The organism is Streptomyces nanshensis, from assembly GCF_001751255.1.
Classification (GTDB): Bacteria; Actinomycetota; Actinomycetes; order Streptomycetales; family Streptomycetaceae; genus Streptomyces; species Streptomyces nanshensis_A.
The window spans coordinates 1-14315 of the sequence record NZ_LJGW01000358.1 but is presented as its reverse complement, the minus strand read 5'-3'; the positions used below and the strand labels follow the sequence as shown (position 1 = coordinate 14315).

At 72.7% G+C, this 14315-nt stretch carries 12 protein-coding genes; 7 read left to right on the top strand and 5 right to left on the bottom strand.

All coding sequences use genetic code 11. From position 1 onward, the window contains the following. From AN218_RS21385 to AN218_RS21375, 3 genes are all read left to right on the top strand, one after another. On the top strand, positions 1 to 820 hold an 820-nt coding region (locus AN218_RS21385), incomplete at its 5' end, for an acetate--CoA ligase family protein (RefSeq protein WP_070018517.1). Then, positions 817 to 1728, top strand: coding sequence for a citrate/2-methylcitrate synthase (locus AN218_RS21380; protein ID WP_079132428.1), 912 nt, complete (start codon positions 817 to 819; stop codon positions 1726 to 1728). The genes AN218_RS21385 and AN218_RS21380, both read left to right, overlap by 4 nt. Positions 1729 to 1803: 75 nt before the next feature. Beyond that, positions 1804 to 2583 carry an enoyl-CoA hydratase/isomerase family protein gene (locus tag AN218_RS21375; RefSeq protein ID WP_070018516.1) on the top strand — a complete coding sequence of 260 codons (780 nt, stop codon included), beginning with the start codon at positions 1804 to 1806 and terminating at the stop codon, positions 2581 to 2583. 58 nt (positions 2584 to 2641) lie between these two features. Here AN218_RS21375 and AN218_RS21370 read toward each other — a convergent pair whose 3' ends face one another. From AN218_RS21370 to AN218_RS21360, 3 genes are all read right to left on the bottom strand, one after another. Further along, complete coding sequence (locus AN218_RS21370) at positions 2642 to 4057, bottom strand: MFS transporter (RefSeq protein ID WP_070018515.1); 1416 nt, start codon at positions 4055 to 4057, stop codon at positions 2642 to 2644. Continuing rightward, positions 4054 to 5685: an acetate--CoA ligase gene (locus AN218_RS21365; RefSeq protein WP_070018514.1), complete on the bottom strand. Its 1632-nt coding sequence runs from the start codon at positions 5683 to 5685 to the stop codon at positions 4054 to 4056. The genes AN218_RS21370 and AN218_RS21365 overlap by 4 nt, the downstream gene beginning before the upstream one ends. Before the next feature lie 176 nt (positions 5686 to 5861). Further along, a complete protein-coding gene (locus AN218_RS21360) occupies positions 5862 to 6671 on the bottom strand; it encodes an enoyl-CoA hydratase/isomerase family protein (protein WP_070018513.1) in 810 nt (269 codons plus the stop codon). A gap of 236 nt (positions 6672 to 6907) precedes the next feature. On the opposite strand from AN218_RS21360, the gene AN218_RS21355 reads away from it, so the two are divergent. From AN218_RS21355 to AN218_RS21345, 3 genes are all read left to right on the top strand, one after another. Further along, the gene (locus AN218_RS21355; RefSeq protein ID WP_070018512.1) at positions 6908 to 7858 is read left to right on the top strand and encodes a LysR family transcriptional regulator; all 951 of its coding nucleotides are present in this window, start codon (positions 6908 to 6910) and stop codon (positions 7856 to 7858) included. A 203-nt stretch (positions 7859 to 8061) separates the two neighbouring features. Continuing rightward, a complete protein-coding gene (locus tag AN218_RS21350; protein WP_070018511.1) occupies positions 8062 to 8508 on the top strand; it encodes an excalibur calcium-binding domain-containing protein in 447 nt (148 codons plus the stop codon). Positions 8509 to 8869: 361 nt separating this feature from the next. Beyond that, positions 8870 to 10141 (top strand): MFS transporter, encoded by a 1272-nt coding sequence (locus AN218_RS21345; RefSeq protein WP_070018510.1) that lies wholly within the window; start codon positions 8870 to 8872, stop codon positions 10139 to 10141. An 86-nt stretch (positions 10142 to 10227) separates the two neighbouring features. On the opposite strand, the gene AN218_RS21340 is transcribed toward AN218_RS21345, so the two are convergent. Then, positions 10228 to 11472 (bottom strand): right-handed parallel beta-helix repeat-containing protein, encoded by a 1245-nt coding sequence (locus AN218_RS21340; RefSeq protein WP_070018509.1) that lies wholly within the window; start codon positions 11470 to 11472, stop codon positions 10228 to 10230. A 535-nt stretch (positions 11473 to 12007) separates the two neighbouring features. Between AN218_RS21340 and AN218_RS21335 the strand changes: the two genes are divergently transcribed. Further along, the gene (locus tag AN218_RS21335; protein WP_070018508.1) at positions 12008 to 13240 is read left to right on the top strand and encodes a right-handed parallel beta-helix repeat-containing protein; all 1233 of its coding nucleotides are present in this window, start codon (positions 12008 to 12010) and stop codon (positions 13238 to 13240) included. Positions 13241 to 13303: 63 nt separating this feature from the next. Here the strand turns inward: AN218_RS21335 and AN218_RS21330 are convergent, their stop codons facing one another. Then, complete coding sequence (locus AN218_RS21330) at positions 13304 to 14284, bottom strand: NAD(P)-dependent alcohol dehydrogenase (RefSeq protein ID WP_070018507.1); 981 nt, start codon at positions 14282 to 14284, stop codon at positions 13304 to 13306. Positions 14285 to 14315 lie beyond the last annotated feature (31 nt).

The following is a 14315-nucleotide window of genomic DNA, read 5'->3' as shown; positions in this document are numbered from 1 at the left end:
CGCCGCGCCGGGACGTGCGCCCGGCGGCGCGCCGGCACCCGGCGGACCGTCCACCCGCCCGACGCTCGTCCCGCGCGAGGTCGGTGACGGACGGACGGCCGTGGACGAGGCGCAGACCATGGCGCTCCTGGAGCGCTTCGCGCTCGCCATGCCGCGCCGCCACCTGGCACATTCGGCGGACGAGGCCGTACGGGCGGCGGAACGGGTCGGCCGCCCCTGTGTGCTGAAGCTCGTCGAACCCCTGCTGCCGCACCGGGCGAAGGCGGGAGCCGTACGCGTGGGCGTCGACGGCGAGGAGGCGGTGCGCGCGGCGTGGGCGGACCTCGTACGTGAACACGGCGCCCGCGGCGTCCTCGTCGCCGAGCAGATCGACGTCGACGGCGGCGAGGAGCTGATCGCCGGAGTCGTCGCCGACCCGGTCTTCGGCACCCGGGCGCTGCTCGGCTCCGGCGGCGTCGACGCCGAGGACGCGGACGACGCCCGCACCCTCGTCCCGCCGTACGACGCGCGGTCGGTGCGACACGCCCTGGACGGGCTGCACGTGGCGGCACGGCTCCGCCGGATCCGGCCCGAAACCGGCGCACTGGCCGAGGAGTTGGCGCGGATCATCGGCGGCCTCGCCTCGCTCGTGGAGGACACCGCGTCTCCGCGTCTGACCGAGGTCGAGTGCAATCCGCTGCTGGTACGCGCCGGGGACACCGTCGTCCTGGACGCGCTGGCGTTCGTCGCGACGGACGGCGACGGCGACGGGAGCGGCGGCGGGGATGACGGGGGCGCGGACGGTGACGGCGCAAACGGCGGGCGAGGGGACGCGGGATGAGCGACCGTGAGCCCCTGCGTACGGATGCTCCGCGTACCGGGGCCGTACCGGCGGACGCCCTGCTCGCGGAGGGGCTGCGTACCGACGTCGGGCGGGCGAACGCCGAACGCGTCACCCTGCGCGGCCACGATCTGGTGGGCGAACTCGTCGGCCGGATGTCGTTCACCGAGGCCGCGCTGCTCGCCGTCACGGGCGAGCGGCCCGCGCCCGGCGCGGTGCGGGTGGCCGACGCCGTCCTGGTGACCTTCATCGACCACGGCCTCCAGCCCAGCGCGCTCGCCGCGAGGCTCACGTACCACGTCGCTCCCGAAGCCGTCCAAGGCGCGGTGGCCGCGGGGCTGTTGGGCGTGGGCAGCCGGATCCTCGGAACGCTGGAGCAGACCGGGCGGCTGCTGACGCGGATCGCGGACGAGACGGCGGCGGACGGCGAGGGGGAGAAAGGCGCCGCGGGCAGGTCCGGTGCCCGGGGCGGTGCCGGTGCCGGTGCTGTTGCCGGTGCTGTTGCCGGTGAGGGCGAGGCCGTCGCCCGCGCGGTGGCGGACGAACTCGCCGCCGGGCGCCGCATTCCCGGCATCGGCCACGCCCTGCACCGCGACGGCGATCCCCGCGCCGCACCGCTGCTGGCCGTCGCCGCCGAGGAAGGCGTCGCGGAGGACGAGATCCGGCGGCTGCGCGCGATCGCCGATGTGACGGCGGAACGTACGGGACGGACGCTGCCGCCCAACGCGGCCGGAGTCTCCGCCGCGTTGCTGCTCGGCATCGGCGTCCCGTGGCCGCTGCACCGCGGCTTCTCGATGATCAGCCGTACCGCGGGACTCGTCGCGCACATCGGCGAGGAGGCCGAGCGTCCGCTCACGCCCGCGGTGCGCGCGGCGCTGCGCGAGGCGAGCCGGCCGGACGAGGACTGACCGGCAGGCGGCCCGCAGGCCGAGGACCACGCACGAGCGAACACGAGCGAACCCGAGCGAAGGAGAAGGCGAGAGATGGCAGGGACCGTACTCCTCGATGTCCGGGCGGGCACCGCCCTGATCACGCTCAACCGGCCGGAGGCCCGTAACGCCATCGACGCGGCCATGCGGCGCGAGTTGACGGAGACCGTACGGACGGCGGCTGACGACCCGTCGGTCCGCGCGCTCGTCTTCCGCGGCGCGGGCGAGCGGGCCTTCTGCGCGGGCGCCGACATCAAGGAGTTCGTGCCGCCGCACTCGCTCGTCGACGCCCGTGAGGAGCGCACGGGCCCGAAGTGGACCGACGCCATAGCCGCCTGCCGCAAGCCGACCGTGGCCGCCGTCCACGGCTACTGCCTCGGCGGCGGACTGGAGATCGCGCTCGCCTGCGACCTCCGCGTCGCCACCGGGGACGCCGTGTTCGGACTCCCCGAGGTGCGCCGCGCCATCCTGCCCGGCGCCGGCGGAACCCAGCGGCTCCCCCGGCTCGTCGGGCTGGGACCGGCGCTGCGCATGATCCTCACCGGGGAGCACATCGACGCCGCCGAGGCGCTGCGCATCGGCCTCGTCGGCGAGGTCGTCGCCACCGGGTCCCTGGAGGACGCCGTCCGGCGTCTCGCCGAAGCGTTCCGCCGGGTCGGCCCGCGCGCGGTGGCGTACGCGAAGGAGGCCGTGCTGCGCGGGGCCGACCTGCCGCTGTCCGAAGGGCTGCGCGTCGAGGGCGAGTTGTCGACGCTGCTGACGACGACGCAGGACCGCGTGGAGGGCGCGGCGGCGTTCAGGGAACGGCGGGACCCGGTCTACACGGGGCAGTGAGACTCCCGGCCCCGCGACCGGGCCCCAGGCCGGGTCCCGGTCGCGGCTCCGGCGCCGGCTACTCCAGCACCCCCGTGCGCGTCAGCGGCAGATGCCGCGTCTCCCGGAAGAAGAAGACGACGACCAGCCCCGACAGCGCGGCCAGGCTCATCAGATAGAGCCCCGGCGCCAGCGGCGTCCCCAGCACCGAGACCAGCCCGGTGGCGACGAACGGCGCCGTGCCGCCGAAGAGCACGTACGCCGCGGTGTAGCCGATGGCCGAGCCGCTGGCCCGGAGTTGGCCGGGGAACATCTCGACCATCGCCGGCACGTTGGACGTACCGATCACCGCGACCAGCATGCCGAGGACGGACGAGCCGGCCAGCGCCCCCGGCAGCCCCGTACCGATCAGCCAGAACGCCGGCAGTGTCGCCACCGCGAAGCCGCCGCAGGCCAGCAGCAGCATGGGCTTGCGCCCGTACCGGTCGCTGGCGGCCGCCGCCAGGGGACAGGCCACGCAGTAGGCGAGCATCGCGACGACGCTGGTGAGCATCGTCTCGGCCTTGCCGTAGCCGACCTCCTCCGACATGTAGGCGATGAGGTAGCTGCTCATCAGGTAGTAGCCGACGGCGTTGGTGATGCTGTAGCCGAAGAGCGTCAGCACCTGCCGGCGGCAGACACGTGCCGCCTCCCGCAGCGGAGCCTTCCGTACGGCCGCGCGCCGCTCCATCGCGCGGAAGACCGGGGTGTCCTGGATACGGCTGCGCAGATAGAGGCCGATCAGACCGAGCGGCCCGGCGAGCAGGAACGGGATGCGCCAGCCCCAACTGCGCAGCGCCGCGTCGTCGAGGGCGGAGGTGATCAGCAGTCCGACCATGGCGCCTGCGACGGAGGCCAGTCCGACGGTGAGCGGGACGATGCTGGCGTACCGGGCACGGCGCCCGTCGGGGGCGTACTCCATGATGAAGGCCGAGGCCCCGGTGTACTCGCCTCCGGTGGAGAAGCCCTGGAGGGCGCGGAGGAGGAAGAGCATCAGCGGCGCGGCGATGCCGACCGTGGCGTACCCGGGCAGCAGTCCGATGAGGAACGTCGCGCTGCTCATGCACAGGACGCTCAGCGCGAGCATCCTGTTGCGGCCTATCCGGTCGCCGTACCGCCCGAAGAAGGCGGCGCCCAGCGGGCGGGCGACGAATCCGGCGCCGAAGACCGCCCAGGTCGCCAGGAGCGCCGCCCGCTCGTCGTACTGCGGGAAGAAGAGCCCGGCGATGGTGGCGGACATGATGGCGTACGCGCCGGAGTCGAACCACTCGACGAAGTTTCCGACGGCGGTGGCGGCCGTGACCTTGCGGCGCCCTGTGCGGTCGTCCGCGGCGTTCCCGGCTGTCGTGTTCCCGGCCGTCGCGTTCCCGGCCGTCGCGTTCCCGGCCGTCGCGTCCGTGTGCGGTGGCGGTTCCTTCACCGGCTGCGCCGGCTGTGCCTGGGGTTCCGTCGTCATGTCCGTGGTCCTCGCTGGTCTGGCCTCTCGGCGGAGTCTGCCTGGTCGTCGCGGGCGCGGAGAACCGCCCGCTGGATCTTTCCGGTCGCCGAACGCGGCAGCCGGTCCACGAACTCGACCGACCGCGGGTAGGCGAAGCGCGAGTAGGTGTCGCGGGCGAAGCCGGTGATCTCGCGCGCGAGGGCGGGGCCGGGCTCATGGCCCGGGTTCAGCTCGATCCACGCCTTCACGGCCTGACCGCGCACCGGGTCGGGGACGCCGACGACGCCGGCCTCCGCGACCGCCGGGTGGCGGCGCAGCACGTCCTCGACCTCGTACGGGCCGACCCGGTAGCCCGAGGTCTTGATCACGTCGTCGGTGCGTCCGAGGAACCAGAAGTAGCCGTCCTCGTCCATCACGGCCTGGTCCTTCGTGCGGTACCAGGGTCCGCCGAAGGCCTCCGCGGACGCCTCGGGACGGTTCCAGTAGCCCAGCGGGTACTGGGGGTTGGAGTCCGCGCGCAGCGCGATCTCGCCGGGCGTTCCGACGGGCACCTCCCGGTCGTCCTCGTCCAGCAGCGCGACGTCCCAGCCGGGCATCCGGCGGCCCATGGAGCCGGCCTTGACGGGGACGCCGGGGAAGTTGCCGATCAGCGGATACGACTCGGTGGACCCGTAGTAGTCGAGAGGCGTCACGCCGAACTGCTCCCGGAACCAGTCGATGAGGTCGGGTGTGAGCGGCTCGTTGGAGCAGCACACGACGCGCAGCGACTGGGGATGGCGGCGCCCGGCGTCCGGTACGTCCTGCCGCATCTTGCGCAGGAAGGTCGGGTTGACCAGGGCGGTGGTCACCCTGTGCCGGGACATGGCGGCCAGCAGCCCGTCCGGGTCGAAGCCGGCGGCCGGACGGTAGACGAGATGGACGGCGCCGGCCCGCAGCGGGCCCATGAGCTTCGCCATCGACCAGGCCCAGTCGCCCGCACCGTAGAACACGTCGCCGGGCCGCAGGTCGTGGCAGTAGCGGAACTCGTTGTGGCCCAGCAGCGTGCGGTGGGCGTGCACGATTCCCTTGGCGGCGCCGGTCGTTCCGGAGGTGTAGAAGATCAGCGCCGGGTCGTCGGCGGCGGTGTCGGCGGTCTCGAAGACGGGCGGCAGCGCCCCGATCGCCGGGTCGTCCACGTCGACGACGGTGCCGGTGAAGTCCCGGGTCCGTGCCAGCGCCGCGCTCTCGGTGACGAGGACGGTGGCGCCGCAGTCCGCGAGCCGGTAGCGGATGGGGTCGTCGGCCCACAGCAGCGACATGGTCACCAGGACGGCGCCGGTGCGCAGTACGCCGAGATAGGTGGCGGGGGTGTCGGTGCGCTGCGGAAGCAGCACGGCCACGCGGTCGCCCTTGCGGACGCCGAGGCCGTGCAGACGGGCCGCGATCTGCTGCGAACGGTCCTGGATCTGCTGCCAGTCGACGTGCTCGGTGTGCCCGGTGTGGTCCTCGAAGATGAGGGCGAGCGCGTCGCCGGGGTGCCGGTCCGCGACGTCCGCGGCCATGTTGTAGCGCGCGGGCACGTTCCAGCGGTGCTCTGCCACGAGGCCGCGGTAGGTGCTGTGGACGTCTGCGGCATCGCCGGTGTGCGGCGTGACGCCGGTGGTCATCGCGGTTCGGTTCCTCTCGTACGGGGTGCGGGGGCTGGGCCGCGCGGCGAGGGCGCGGTTCTGTGCCGTCATGGGTCTTCGCCGGGGTAGGTCTGCGCCGCCGTGGGTCCGCACCGCGGTACGGGCGCGGGCGGGTGCGGTCGCCGGGCGACGGATACGGGTCGCGGGGCGGCGGGTCAGCGTCCGCGGCCCGCGAGGAACCGGGCCATCTCGCGCTGCGGTTCACCGGTCGCGTACGCCGCGGCGTGCACCTTCTTCGCGGCGGCGATCGCCTCGTCCAGCCCGGCGTCGTCGAGTTCGCGGATCCGGTTCTTGGTGAGCGCGACGGCACCGGACGGCAGCGACGCGAGCGCCGCGGCCTCGGCCAGGGCTTCCGTCCGTACCGCGTCCTCGTCCACGAGCCGGGTGAGCAGGCCGAGCCGCTGGGCCTCCGTACCGTCGACGAGTCGTCCGGTGAGCGCGAACTCCGTGGTCTTCGCCCGGCCCAGGATGTCCCACATGGCCCAGATCCCGGTGATGCTGGGGATGCCGGAGAGCACCTCGGGCTGGCCCATCGTCACGCCCGGGTGTCCGATGCGCAGATCGGCCAGCAGCGCGAACTGGAATCCGGAGCCGGCGGCGACCCCGTTGACGGCGGCGACGGACGGCTTGCCGAGGTTCCGCAGCGCGCGGTAGAGGCGGCCGAAGTCGTCGATCCACTCCTCGCTCGCGGCATGGTCGTCCGGGTCGATGGCGGCGGTCTCCGCGAGGTCCTGACCGGCGCAGAAGGCACGGCCCGCTCCGGTGACCACCACGGCGCGGCACCGCGGATCGGCGGCGAACGCGTCGAGTGCGGCGACCAGTTCGGCCCGCATCGCCGCCGTCCAGGCGTTGAGCTTCGCGGGCCGGTTGAGCGTGATCTCGCCGACGAAGATCTCGGACTCCTCGGTGCCGGCGACCGGATGACGGTCCACGACGACGGCGGCGACGGCAGCGGTGTCTGACATGAGCCAATGCCTTTCTCGGGGATGGGGATGGGGATACGGACCCGGGCTGCGGACTCCGGTTACGGACGGGAGGGCGCCGCGGGCGCCGGGCGGGGCGCGGGCGGAGACGAACGGCGGGTGGCGGCGAGGCGTCCGCCGTGGCCGCTCCCGTTGGCCAGTCATGGAAGCAGCGGGCGGCACGATCCGGCCAACACCAATCGGGACTGGCCCTGATATCGAAGCGATATGGTCCGCGCATGGAACTGCGGCACCTGCGCTATTTCGCCGTCCTCGCCGAGGAACTCCACTTCGGCAGGGCCGCGGAACGGCTGCACATGGCGCAGCCGCCGCTGTCACAGCGCATCCGCGACCTCGAACGGGAGCTGGGCGTCCGCCTCTTCGACCGGACCCGGCACCGCGTCCAGCTCACCGAGGCCGGGGCGCTCCTCCTGGAGCACGTACGGCCCGTCCTCTCCGGTGTGGAGACCGCACGCGAGGCGATGCGCCGCATCCGGCCGGGCGAGGCGGGAATGCTGCGGGCGGGAGTGCCGCCGGACACCAACCCGGTCGTGCTGCCGACACTCACGGCGGGCTTCGCCCGGCAGGCACCGGACGTACTGATCGAACTGCACGAACTCACCACCGACCAGCAGCTCACGAGGCTGCGCGAGGGCGAGTTGGACGCGGGCGTCGTCCGGCACCCCTCGGACACCGTCGGCCTGGAGTCGGGTCCCGTGGCCCGGCGCGAACTCGGCGTCGTACTGCCCGCGGACTTCCCCTCGGCCGACGGGACCCCCGCGGGCGAGGGCACCGGCCCCCTGCGGCTGCGCGACGTCGACGGCACCCCGCTGATCATCTTCCCCCGCGAGATGGCGCCCCGGCTCTACGACCACATCCTCACCGTCTGCCGCGACGAGGGCTTCCTGCCGGGCGCCATCCGGCACGCCCGCAACCCTCACTTCGTCCACGGCCTGGTCCTGGCCGGCCGCGGCATCCACCTCAACGAGGCGCCGGGCGCGCCCCTTCCGCAGGGCCTGGTCTGGCGCCCGCTGGAACGGGCCGAACTGGCGTGGACGACCTCGGTCGTCTGGGTGCCCAGCCGCCACAACCAGGCCGTCGCCGCGTTCACGCGGGCGGTCACCGAGGGGCTGAAGGCCGCGGGCCACCGGATCGTGGACGAGGAACCGGCGGGCGAGGCGCGGGAGTAGGGCACGGGAGCACGGCACGGGAGCAGGGGCGGGGCGGGCCCGCCGGGCGAACACCGGCCGGCGGCACCGGAATTGAGCCACAGCGAACGACTTCGGACAGACCCGGGCAGGTCCGGAAAGCCGTACAACCGGCGACCGGGGTGGCGAGTCACATCATCACCACCCCTCGTTCACTGGCTCAACACCCCATCGGAGACCCGAAGATGACGATTCGCGCAACGGCCGTCGCCGTCGCTGCCGCCGGTGCACTGGGGCTGGCGCTCACGCCGTCCGTGGCGGTGGCCCACGACGGCAGCCACCCGTTCAAGAACTGCTCCGCCGCGTACGCCGCCGGTTACCGCAACATCCCGCAGGGCGACGTGCATTACGGCGCCCATCTGGACCGCGACGGCGACGGTGTCGGCTGCGACAAGCCGCCCAAGGGCTTCAAGCCGGTCCGGCAGAACGACCGCAGCGGCGGCAGCGACGGCAGCGGCGGCGCCGAGAAGCCCGCGGCGTCCGACGGGCCCGCGAAGCAGGACGGCGGCCACCTCGCCGAGACGGGCGGCGGCAGCACGACTCCGTACGTCGCGGCGACCGGCGGCCTGGTCCTCCTCGCCGGCGCGGGCGTCCTCGTGGCCTCACGCGCCAGACGCCGTACGGACGGCTGACGAGCGGCGCGTTCCTTCGCGGTGGCCCCGGCCGCCGCACCCCGGCCCCGTACCGGCAACTGCCGTGCGGGGCCGGGGCGTCGGCACCGCGCTCCCCCGCCGCACACGGGACGCGGACCGGCGCCGAAGCCCAACCGACGCCGTACGGACGGCACTTCCGGATACGCCGCCCGGCGTGACAATCCGTCACGGGCCACTCACACTCGGACAGGTGTCCTGCCGCCCCGGCCGGGCCGGTCCGCTTCCGTCCGTGCGAAGGGCTGATCCCGTGTCCGTGAGCAAGCCCCGGTCCCCGAGCACGTCCCGTCCCGTGAACGAGCCCCAGCCCCAGCCCCAAAACACCTCCCGCTACCGGGACGTGATGACCCGTACCACCCTGCTCTGGGGCCTGGTCGCACTGGCCAGCAAGGCCCCGGTGGCCATGGCACCGCTGGCGCTGGTGTTCCTCTGCCGGCAGAGCCCGCACGGCTATGCGCTGGGCGCGAGCCTGGCCTCGGCGTACGTGGTGGGCGAGGTGGCCGGTGCGTCGCTGCTCGGGGCCCGGCTGCGCCACGGCCGGATGAGGCGGCAGTTGTCGGCCGGACTCATCGCGGGGGCGCTCGCCTTCTGCGCCCTGCCCGTCGCACGCTCCGCCCCCTCCCCCGTCCTGATCGCCCTCGCCGTCCTGGCCGGGGCGGCACCGGCCGCCTGTCCCGGCGGCGTCCGCGCCATGGTGACGCGGACGGTGCCCGACGGCGCGGTCCCCCGCATCCTGAGCGCCGAGGCCACCCTGACGCAGATCACCTGGGCCGCGGCGCCCGCCCTCGTGGTCGTGCTCGCCCTCCGACTCCACCCCGGGGCACCGCTGTTGCTGGGCGGGCTGCTCGCGGCGGGCGCCGCGATCCTGCTGCTCCGGCTCCCCGAGCCCCGGGAGCCCGAGGAACCCCGCGAGGAGTCCGGGTCCGCGTCCTCGGAGTCTGCGTCCGGGGAGTCGAGATCCGGAGAGTCCGGATCCGGGGAGCGTGCGGCCGTACCGATGCGCCGGAGCCTGCTCCACGGCTGGCCCGTCTACCTAACCAGCGCGGCGTCCATGGCGATGCTGGCCACCGCGGAACTAGTCCTTCCGGCCCTCCTGGAGGAACGGCGTCTCGCCGTCGGCTGGTCGGGACCGCTGCTCGCCGGCTTCGCGCTCGCCGGCGCCGCCGGCGCGCTGTGCTACGGCCTGCGGACCTGGCCCGGCTCCGTACGGATCCAGAGCCTGGTGCTCCTCGTCGCCACCGCGGGGTGTCTCTGTCTGGTCGCCGTGCTGCCCGGCGTACCGGGCATCGCCGCCGGCCTGCTGCTCGCGGGCGTCTTCCAGTCCGGGGTGATGATCACCCGTACCCTCGGCCTCCGCGAACGTCTGCCCCAGCGGGTGCACGCCGCCGCGTACTCCGTCATGTACGCGGTCGGGGGCGCCGGTTACAGCCTCACCGCGTCGCTGTCCGCCGTGGCGCTGGATCTCGCCACACCGTCGGTGGCGATCCTCGGCGGTGTCGCCCTCACCCTGCTCATCACGGCGGTCGGCGCCGTCGCCGAGGGCCGCTCCGCCCGCCGCGCCCGCGCCCCGGAACGGGAGAAGCGGCGGAACTCGCCGCGCCCCGACGGCAGATGACCCCGCCCTCCCACGGTTCGCCGTGGAAAGGCGGGGTGCGGGACGGGGCCGGCGATACCGGCCGGATCCGTCCGTCCGAGCCGTTCTCAGATGCAGATGCCGTTCGGGTCGTCCTTGGGGCAGATGTTCCCCGTCCAGGTGTTGGCCGTACCGGCCGTGCCGCTGCCGGTCGTGTCGTCGTTGGCGTCCCACACGGTGTTGGCCTGGGAGACGTTACGGCTGAACACCAGCGGAGTGGCCGGCGTCACCGACGAATTGACCTGGATTCCGTTGTTGGTGTTCCGCTGCAGGACGTTGCCGGAGAACGTACCGGAGTCCAGCGCGCTGACGCTCACGCCGTTGGTACGCGACGTGACGATGTTCCCCGTGACGTTCAGAGCGGTGCTGGGGGCCAGCGAACCGAACTGCGCCGTCACGTTGATGCCGGTGCCCACACCTCCGGTGATGGTGTTCTTCTGGATCTGGGCGTTGTCGGTGTTCGAGTCGATGAGCATGGCGGTGCCGGAGGACAGCGCGGCGCTCTTCGTGATCTGGTTCGACGTCACCGCCGGAGAGTCGGCGTTGACCAGGACGAGGAACGTGGAACTGTCCGCACTCGTGTTGTTGGTGATGCTCAGCGCCTCCGCGGGATCGCTTCCGTCCAGAACTCCTTGGGTGTTGACGTCGGCACTGACGTGACCGCCGAAGCGGTTCTGGGTGATCGACGTGAAATTGGTGCCCTGGCCGCCGCCCAGGAAGATGCCGCTTCCGCCTTGCGGGAGGCTGTTGTTGTTGTCCACCAGCCGGTTCTGGCGGATCACCGACGGGCTGGAACTCGTGCCCGGGGAACGGAAGTTGATGCCGATCCGGTTGCCCGTGACGATGTTGTTGACGATGGTGAAGCCGCTGCCGCCCGCGAGCGTGCTGATCCCGTCGGCCGTGGCGTTGCGGAAGGTGAAGCCGTCGATGGTGACGTCACTCGTCCCGCTGGTGACGGTCAGTCCCGTCGACCCCGCCGGCGGCTGGATGATGGATTCCTGCGCGGGATTCGTACGGCCCACGCGTGCGTCCACACCCGCCCGCGCTCCGCGGAAGACCAATGACTTGTTCACCGTCACTGCTTCGTTGTACGTGCCCGCGCAGACGCGGATGGTGTCCCCGGCCGTCGCCGCATTGACCGCGGCTTGAATGGTCGCGTACTGGGGGTTCGGACATGTCGCGCTCGCGGTTCCCACGACGATCACCGCCTGCGCGGCGGCCGGCGGCGATGCGGCGAGACCGGTCACCGCCCAGAGCAGGGCGGCCGTTCCGGTACTGAGAAGCGTTCTGACGATGGATCTGGTCGAGACCATTCTTCGTCTCCCTCATAGGAGTCAGAGCCCGTCCCCGCCCCGTGCCGTCCGTACTGCCGTCGACATCGCCGTCGACCGGCCGGATGGAGATGGGCACCGCGATGCACGCCTCAGCGCAGGTGAGCGCCGGACGGGAGAGGGCCGAACAGGAACAAGTCCCCCAAGTAATGCGGTGCCTGAACAGCGGGAACAAGAGCCGGAGTTGCCAACCGCCCGAACGAGGGAGCGCGCGGAACGGGGCACGTCATCACGCGCGTGAAGTGACGCACGAATGCGCCTTCCGCGCCCGCGCGAAATCCGGCACGCCGCCGAACTGTCCGCCTTTCTCCGGCAGTTCGGCACGACGAACTCCGCACCCGGGCCGCAGACACCGTGCGAGTGTGCCCTGCCGGGCGCCCCCGCGCTCCGTCGTACGAGTGGCCCTGTGACCTCGGCCTTGTTCCGCTCCGCGACGCGTTGCCTTACTGAAAGCGACTCGGCGCTCGTTGCCGACTCATGCTCCGAAGGCTCCTCGTTCCGCGGTGAAGGAGACGACATGACCCCGACCGGACCCACCAGACGACGCCTCAGCAGACCGCTTCTCACCCTCGGCACGGCGACGGCGCTCTTCACCGCCGGCCTCGCCGCACCGGCCACGGCAACGGCCGCGTCCGTACTCGTCGTCGGAGCACCCGGGCCCAACTGCCCCGGCGCGCAGTACTCCACGATCCAGGACGCCGTCGACGCCGCCTCCGCGGGCGACACCGTGCGGGTCTGCGCGGGCACGTACCCCGAGCCGGTCACGGTCGGCAAGACGCTCACCTTCCGCGGTGCCCAGGCCGGAGTGGACGCGCGTACGGGACGGACCGACGCGGCGCGCGAGTCGGTCGTCTCCGCGCCCAGCGGCATCGACGTCTCATCCGGTACGGGCGGTGTCACCGTCGACGGGTTCACCGTCCGCGACTCCCTCGACGACGGCATCGACGCCTTCTCCGGCGGCAGCGGCTGGACGTTCGTGAACAACGTCGTCACCGGCAACCGCTACGGCATCAACTTCCAGTCGCCGAGCGGCGCCGCGACGCTCGTACGGCACAACCGCTTCACGGACAACAACCGGCCCTCGGGCGGCACCGGCGTGTTCATCTCCAACGGTCCCGCCGACAACACCTCGATCACCCAGAACCGGTTCTCCGGGCACGACGAGGCGGACGTCAACACCGCGGGCAGCACCGCCGATCACTCCTCGGGGCTGAGCATCACCGGCAACGCCAGCGTCAACAGCGCGACGTTCGCCGTCCTGGTCAACGCGGACGGCACACCCGTCACCGGCAACACCGTCCAGCGCACAGGCGGCACCGCACCCCAGGGCAGCGGCGTCTTCGTCGGCGCCGGCACGACGGGAGTGCAGATCTCCGGCAACGTCATCAGCGGCGGCGACGCCACCGGGATCCGCGTGACGAACCTCTTCGGCCCCGACGCGAGCACCGGCCTGAACGTACGGCAGAACATCATCCAGAACCGCCAGACGGGCATCGACGTCAGCGACCTGGCCTCCGGCACCTTCGCCCAGAACCAGATCAGCCGGAGCACCGCAGACGGCATCCACGTCAACGCCCCCGGCACACCGGGCCTCAACAGCGGCCTGGTCTTCCGCAGCAACATCGTCCTGCGCAGCGCCAACCTGGACGCGACCGACCTCACCACCGGCCCCGGAACGGCCGGCACATCCAACACCTGGACGAGCAACATCTGCGCGAAGCGTGCACCGGCTGGTATCTGCGTGGCGTGAGCTCGGGGATGGGCACTGCGGGGGGGCGCTGGCCTCAACTGCCCGATGCACACCGGCACATGCTCAGACCGTGATGACGATCTTCGCGCGGGCGTGTTCGGTCTCCATGTAGCGGATGGCCTCGGCGGCGTCCTTGAGGGGGAAGACCCGGTCGACGGCCGGGGTGAGCGTGCCGGCTTCGGCCAGTGCTGAGAGTTCGCCCAGGTTCCGGGCGCTCGGCTTGGCCTCGGGGACGGTCAGGCGGAGCCGGGTGAGGCGTGCCAGCAACTGGCCGCGGATCAGGAGACTCATGGGGCCGATGAGGCGGCCCTCTCCCGAGACCCCGCCGCCGGAGAGGACGATGCAGCCGCCCGGCGTCAGGACGCGGCGGAGGTCGCGCAGGGACCGGTTGCCCACCAAGTCGAGGACGAGATCGTAGCGTTGGCCGGACCGCGCGAAGTCCTCGCGGCCGTAGTCCACGACCACGTCGGCGCCGAGGGAGCGTACGAGATCCGCGTTGCGTCCGCTGCAGACGGCAGTGACCCGCGCGCCCTCGGACTTCGCGAGCTGCACGGCGAACGTACCGACGCCCCCGGACGCGCCGTTGATCAGCACGGCCCCGCCCGCCTCCAGGCCGCCTTCGCGCAGACAGACCAGGGCGGTGTTGGCGGCCAGCGGCACCGCGGCCGCCTCCTCGAACGTCAGGGAGGCGGGCTTGGCCGCCACGACGTCCGCGGGGGCCGCGACGTACTCCGCGAACGCCCCGGCACGCTCGCCGAACACCGCATCGCCCGGCCGCCACGCGCTCACGCCCGGCCCCACCGCCTCGACGGTCCCCGCGAAGTCGGTCCCCCGGATCCTCGCCTTCGGCCCGGTCCGGCCGAACTCCGCGCCGGCCAGACGCGCCAACCGCGGTTCGCCGCGCATGAGATGCCAGTCGCGGGCGTTGACGGAGGCCGCGTGGACTCGTACGAGCACTTCTCCCGCACCCGCGACGGGCGCAGGGACGTCCTCGACTCGCAGCACATCGGGTGGGCCGTAGCGATACTGAACGAGCGCCTTCATGCGGCTCTACCTTCTTCCTGGGTCTGCCCCA

Excerpts from the sequence above, each read along its gene's own strand:
- AN218_RS21340 (WP_070018509.1), bottom strand. The coding sequence starts at position 11,472 with ATGGTCTCGACCAGATCCATCGTCAGAACGCTTCTCAGTACCGGAACG.
- AN218_RS21350 (WP_070018511.1), top strand. The coding sequence starts at position 8,062 with ATGACGATTCGCGCAACGGCCGTCGCCGTCGCTGCCGCCGGTGCACTG.
- AN218_RS21345 (WP_070018510.1), top strand. The coding sequence starts at position 8,870 with ATGACCCGTACCACCCTGCTCTGGGGCCTGGTCGCACTGGCCAGCAAG.
- AN218_RS21355 (WP_070018512.1), top strand. The coding sequence starts at position 6,908 with ATGGAACTGCGGCACCTGCGCTATTTCGCCGTCCTCGCCGAGGAACTC.
- AN218_RS21360 (WP_070018513.1), bottom strand. The coding sequence starts at position 6,671 with ATGTCAGACACCGCTGCCGTCGCCGCCGTCGTCGTGGACCGTCATCCG.
- AN218_RS21380 (WP_079132428.1), top strand. The coding sequence starts at position 817 with ATGAGCGACCGTGAGCCCCTGCGTACGGATGCTCCGCGTACCGGGGCC.
- AN218_RS21330 (WP_070018507.1), bottom strand. The coding sequence starts at position 14,284 with ATGAAGGCGCTCGTTCAGTATCGCTACGGCCCACCCGATGTGCTGCGA.
- AN218_RS21365 (WP_070018514.1), bottom strand. The coding sequence starts at position 5,685 with ATGACCACCGGCGTCACGCCGCACACCGGCGATGCCGCAGACGTCCAC.
- AN218_RS21375 (WP_070018516.1), top strand. The coding sequence starts at position 1,804 with ATGGCAGGGACCGTACTCCTCGATGTCCGGGCGGGCACCGCCCTGATC.
- AN218_RS21335 (WP_070018508.1), top strand. The coding sequence starts at position 12,008 with ATGACCCCGACCGGACCCACCAGACGACGCCTCAGCAGACCGCTTCTC.
- AN218_RS21370 (WP_070018515.1), bottom strand. The coding sequence starts at position 4,057 with ATGACGACGGAACCCCAGGCACAGCCGGCGCAGCCGGTGAAGGAACCG.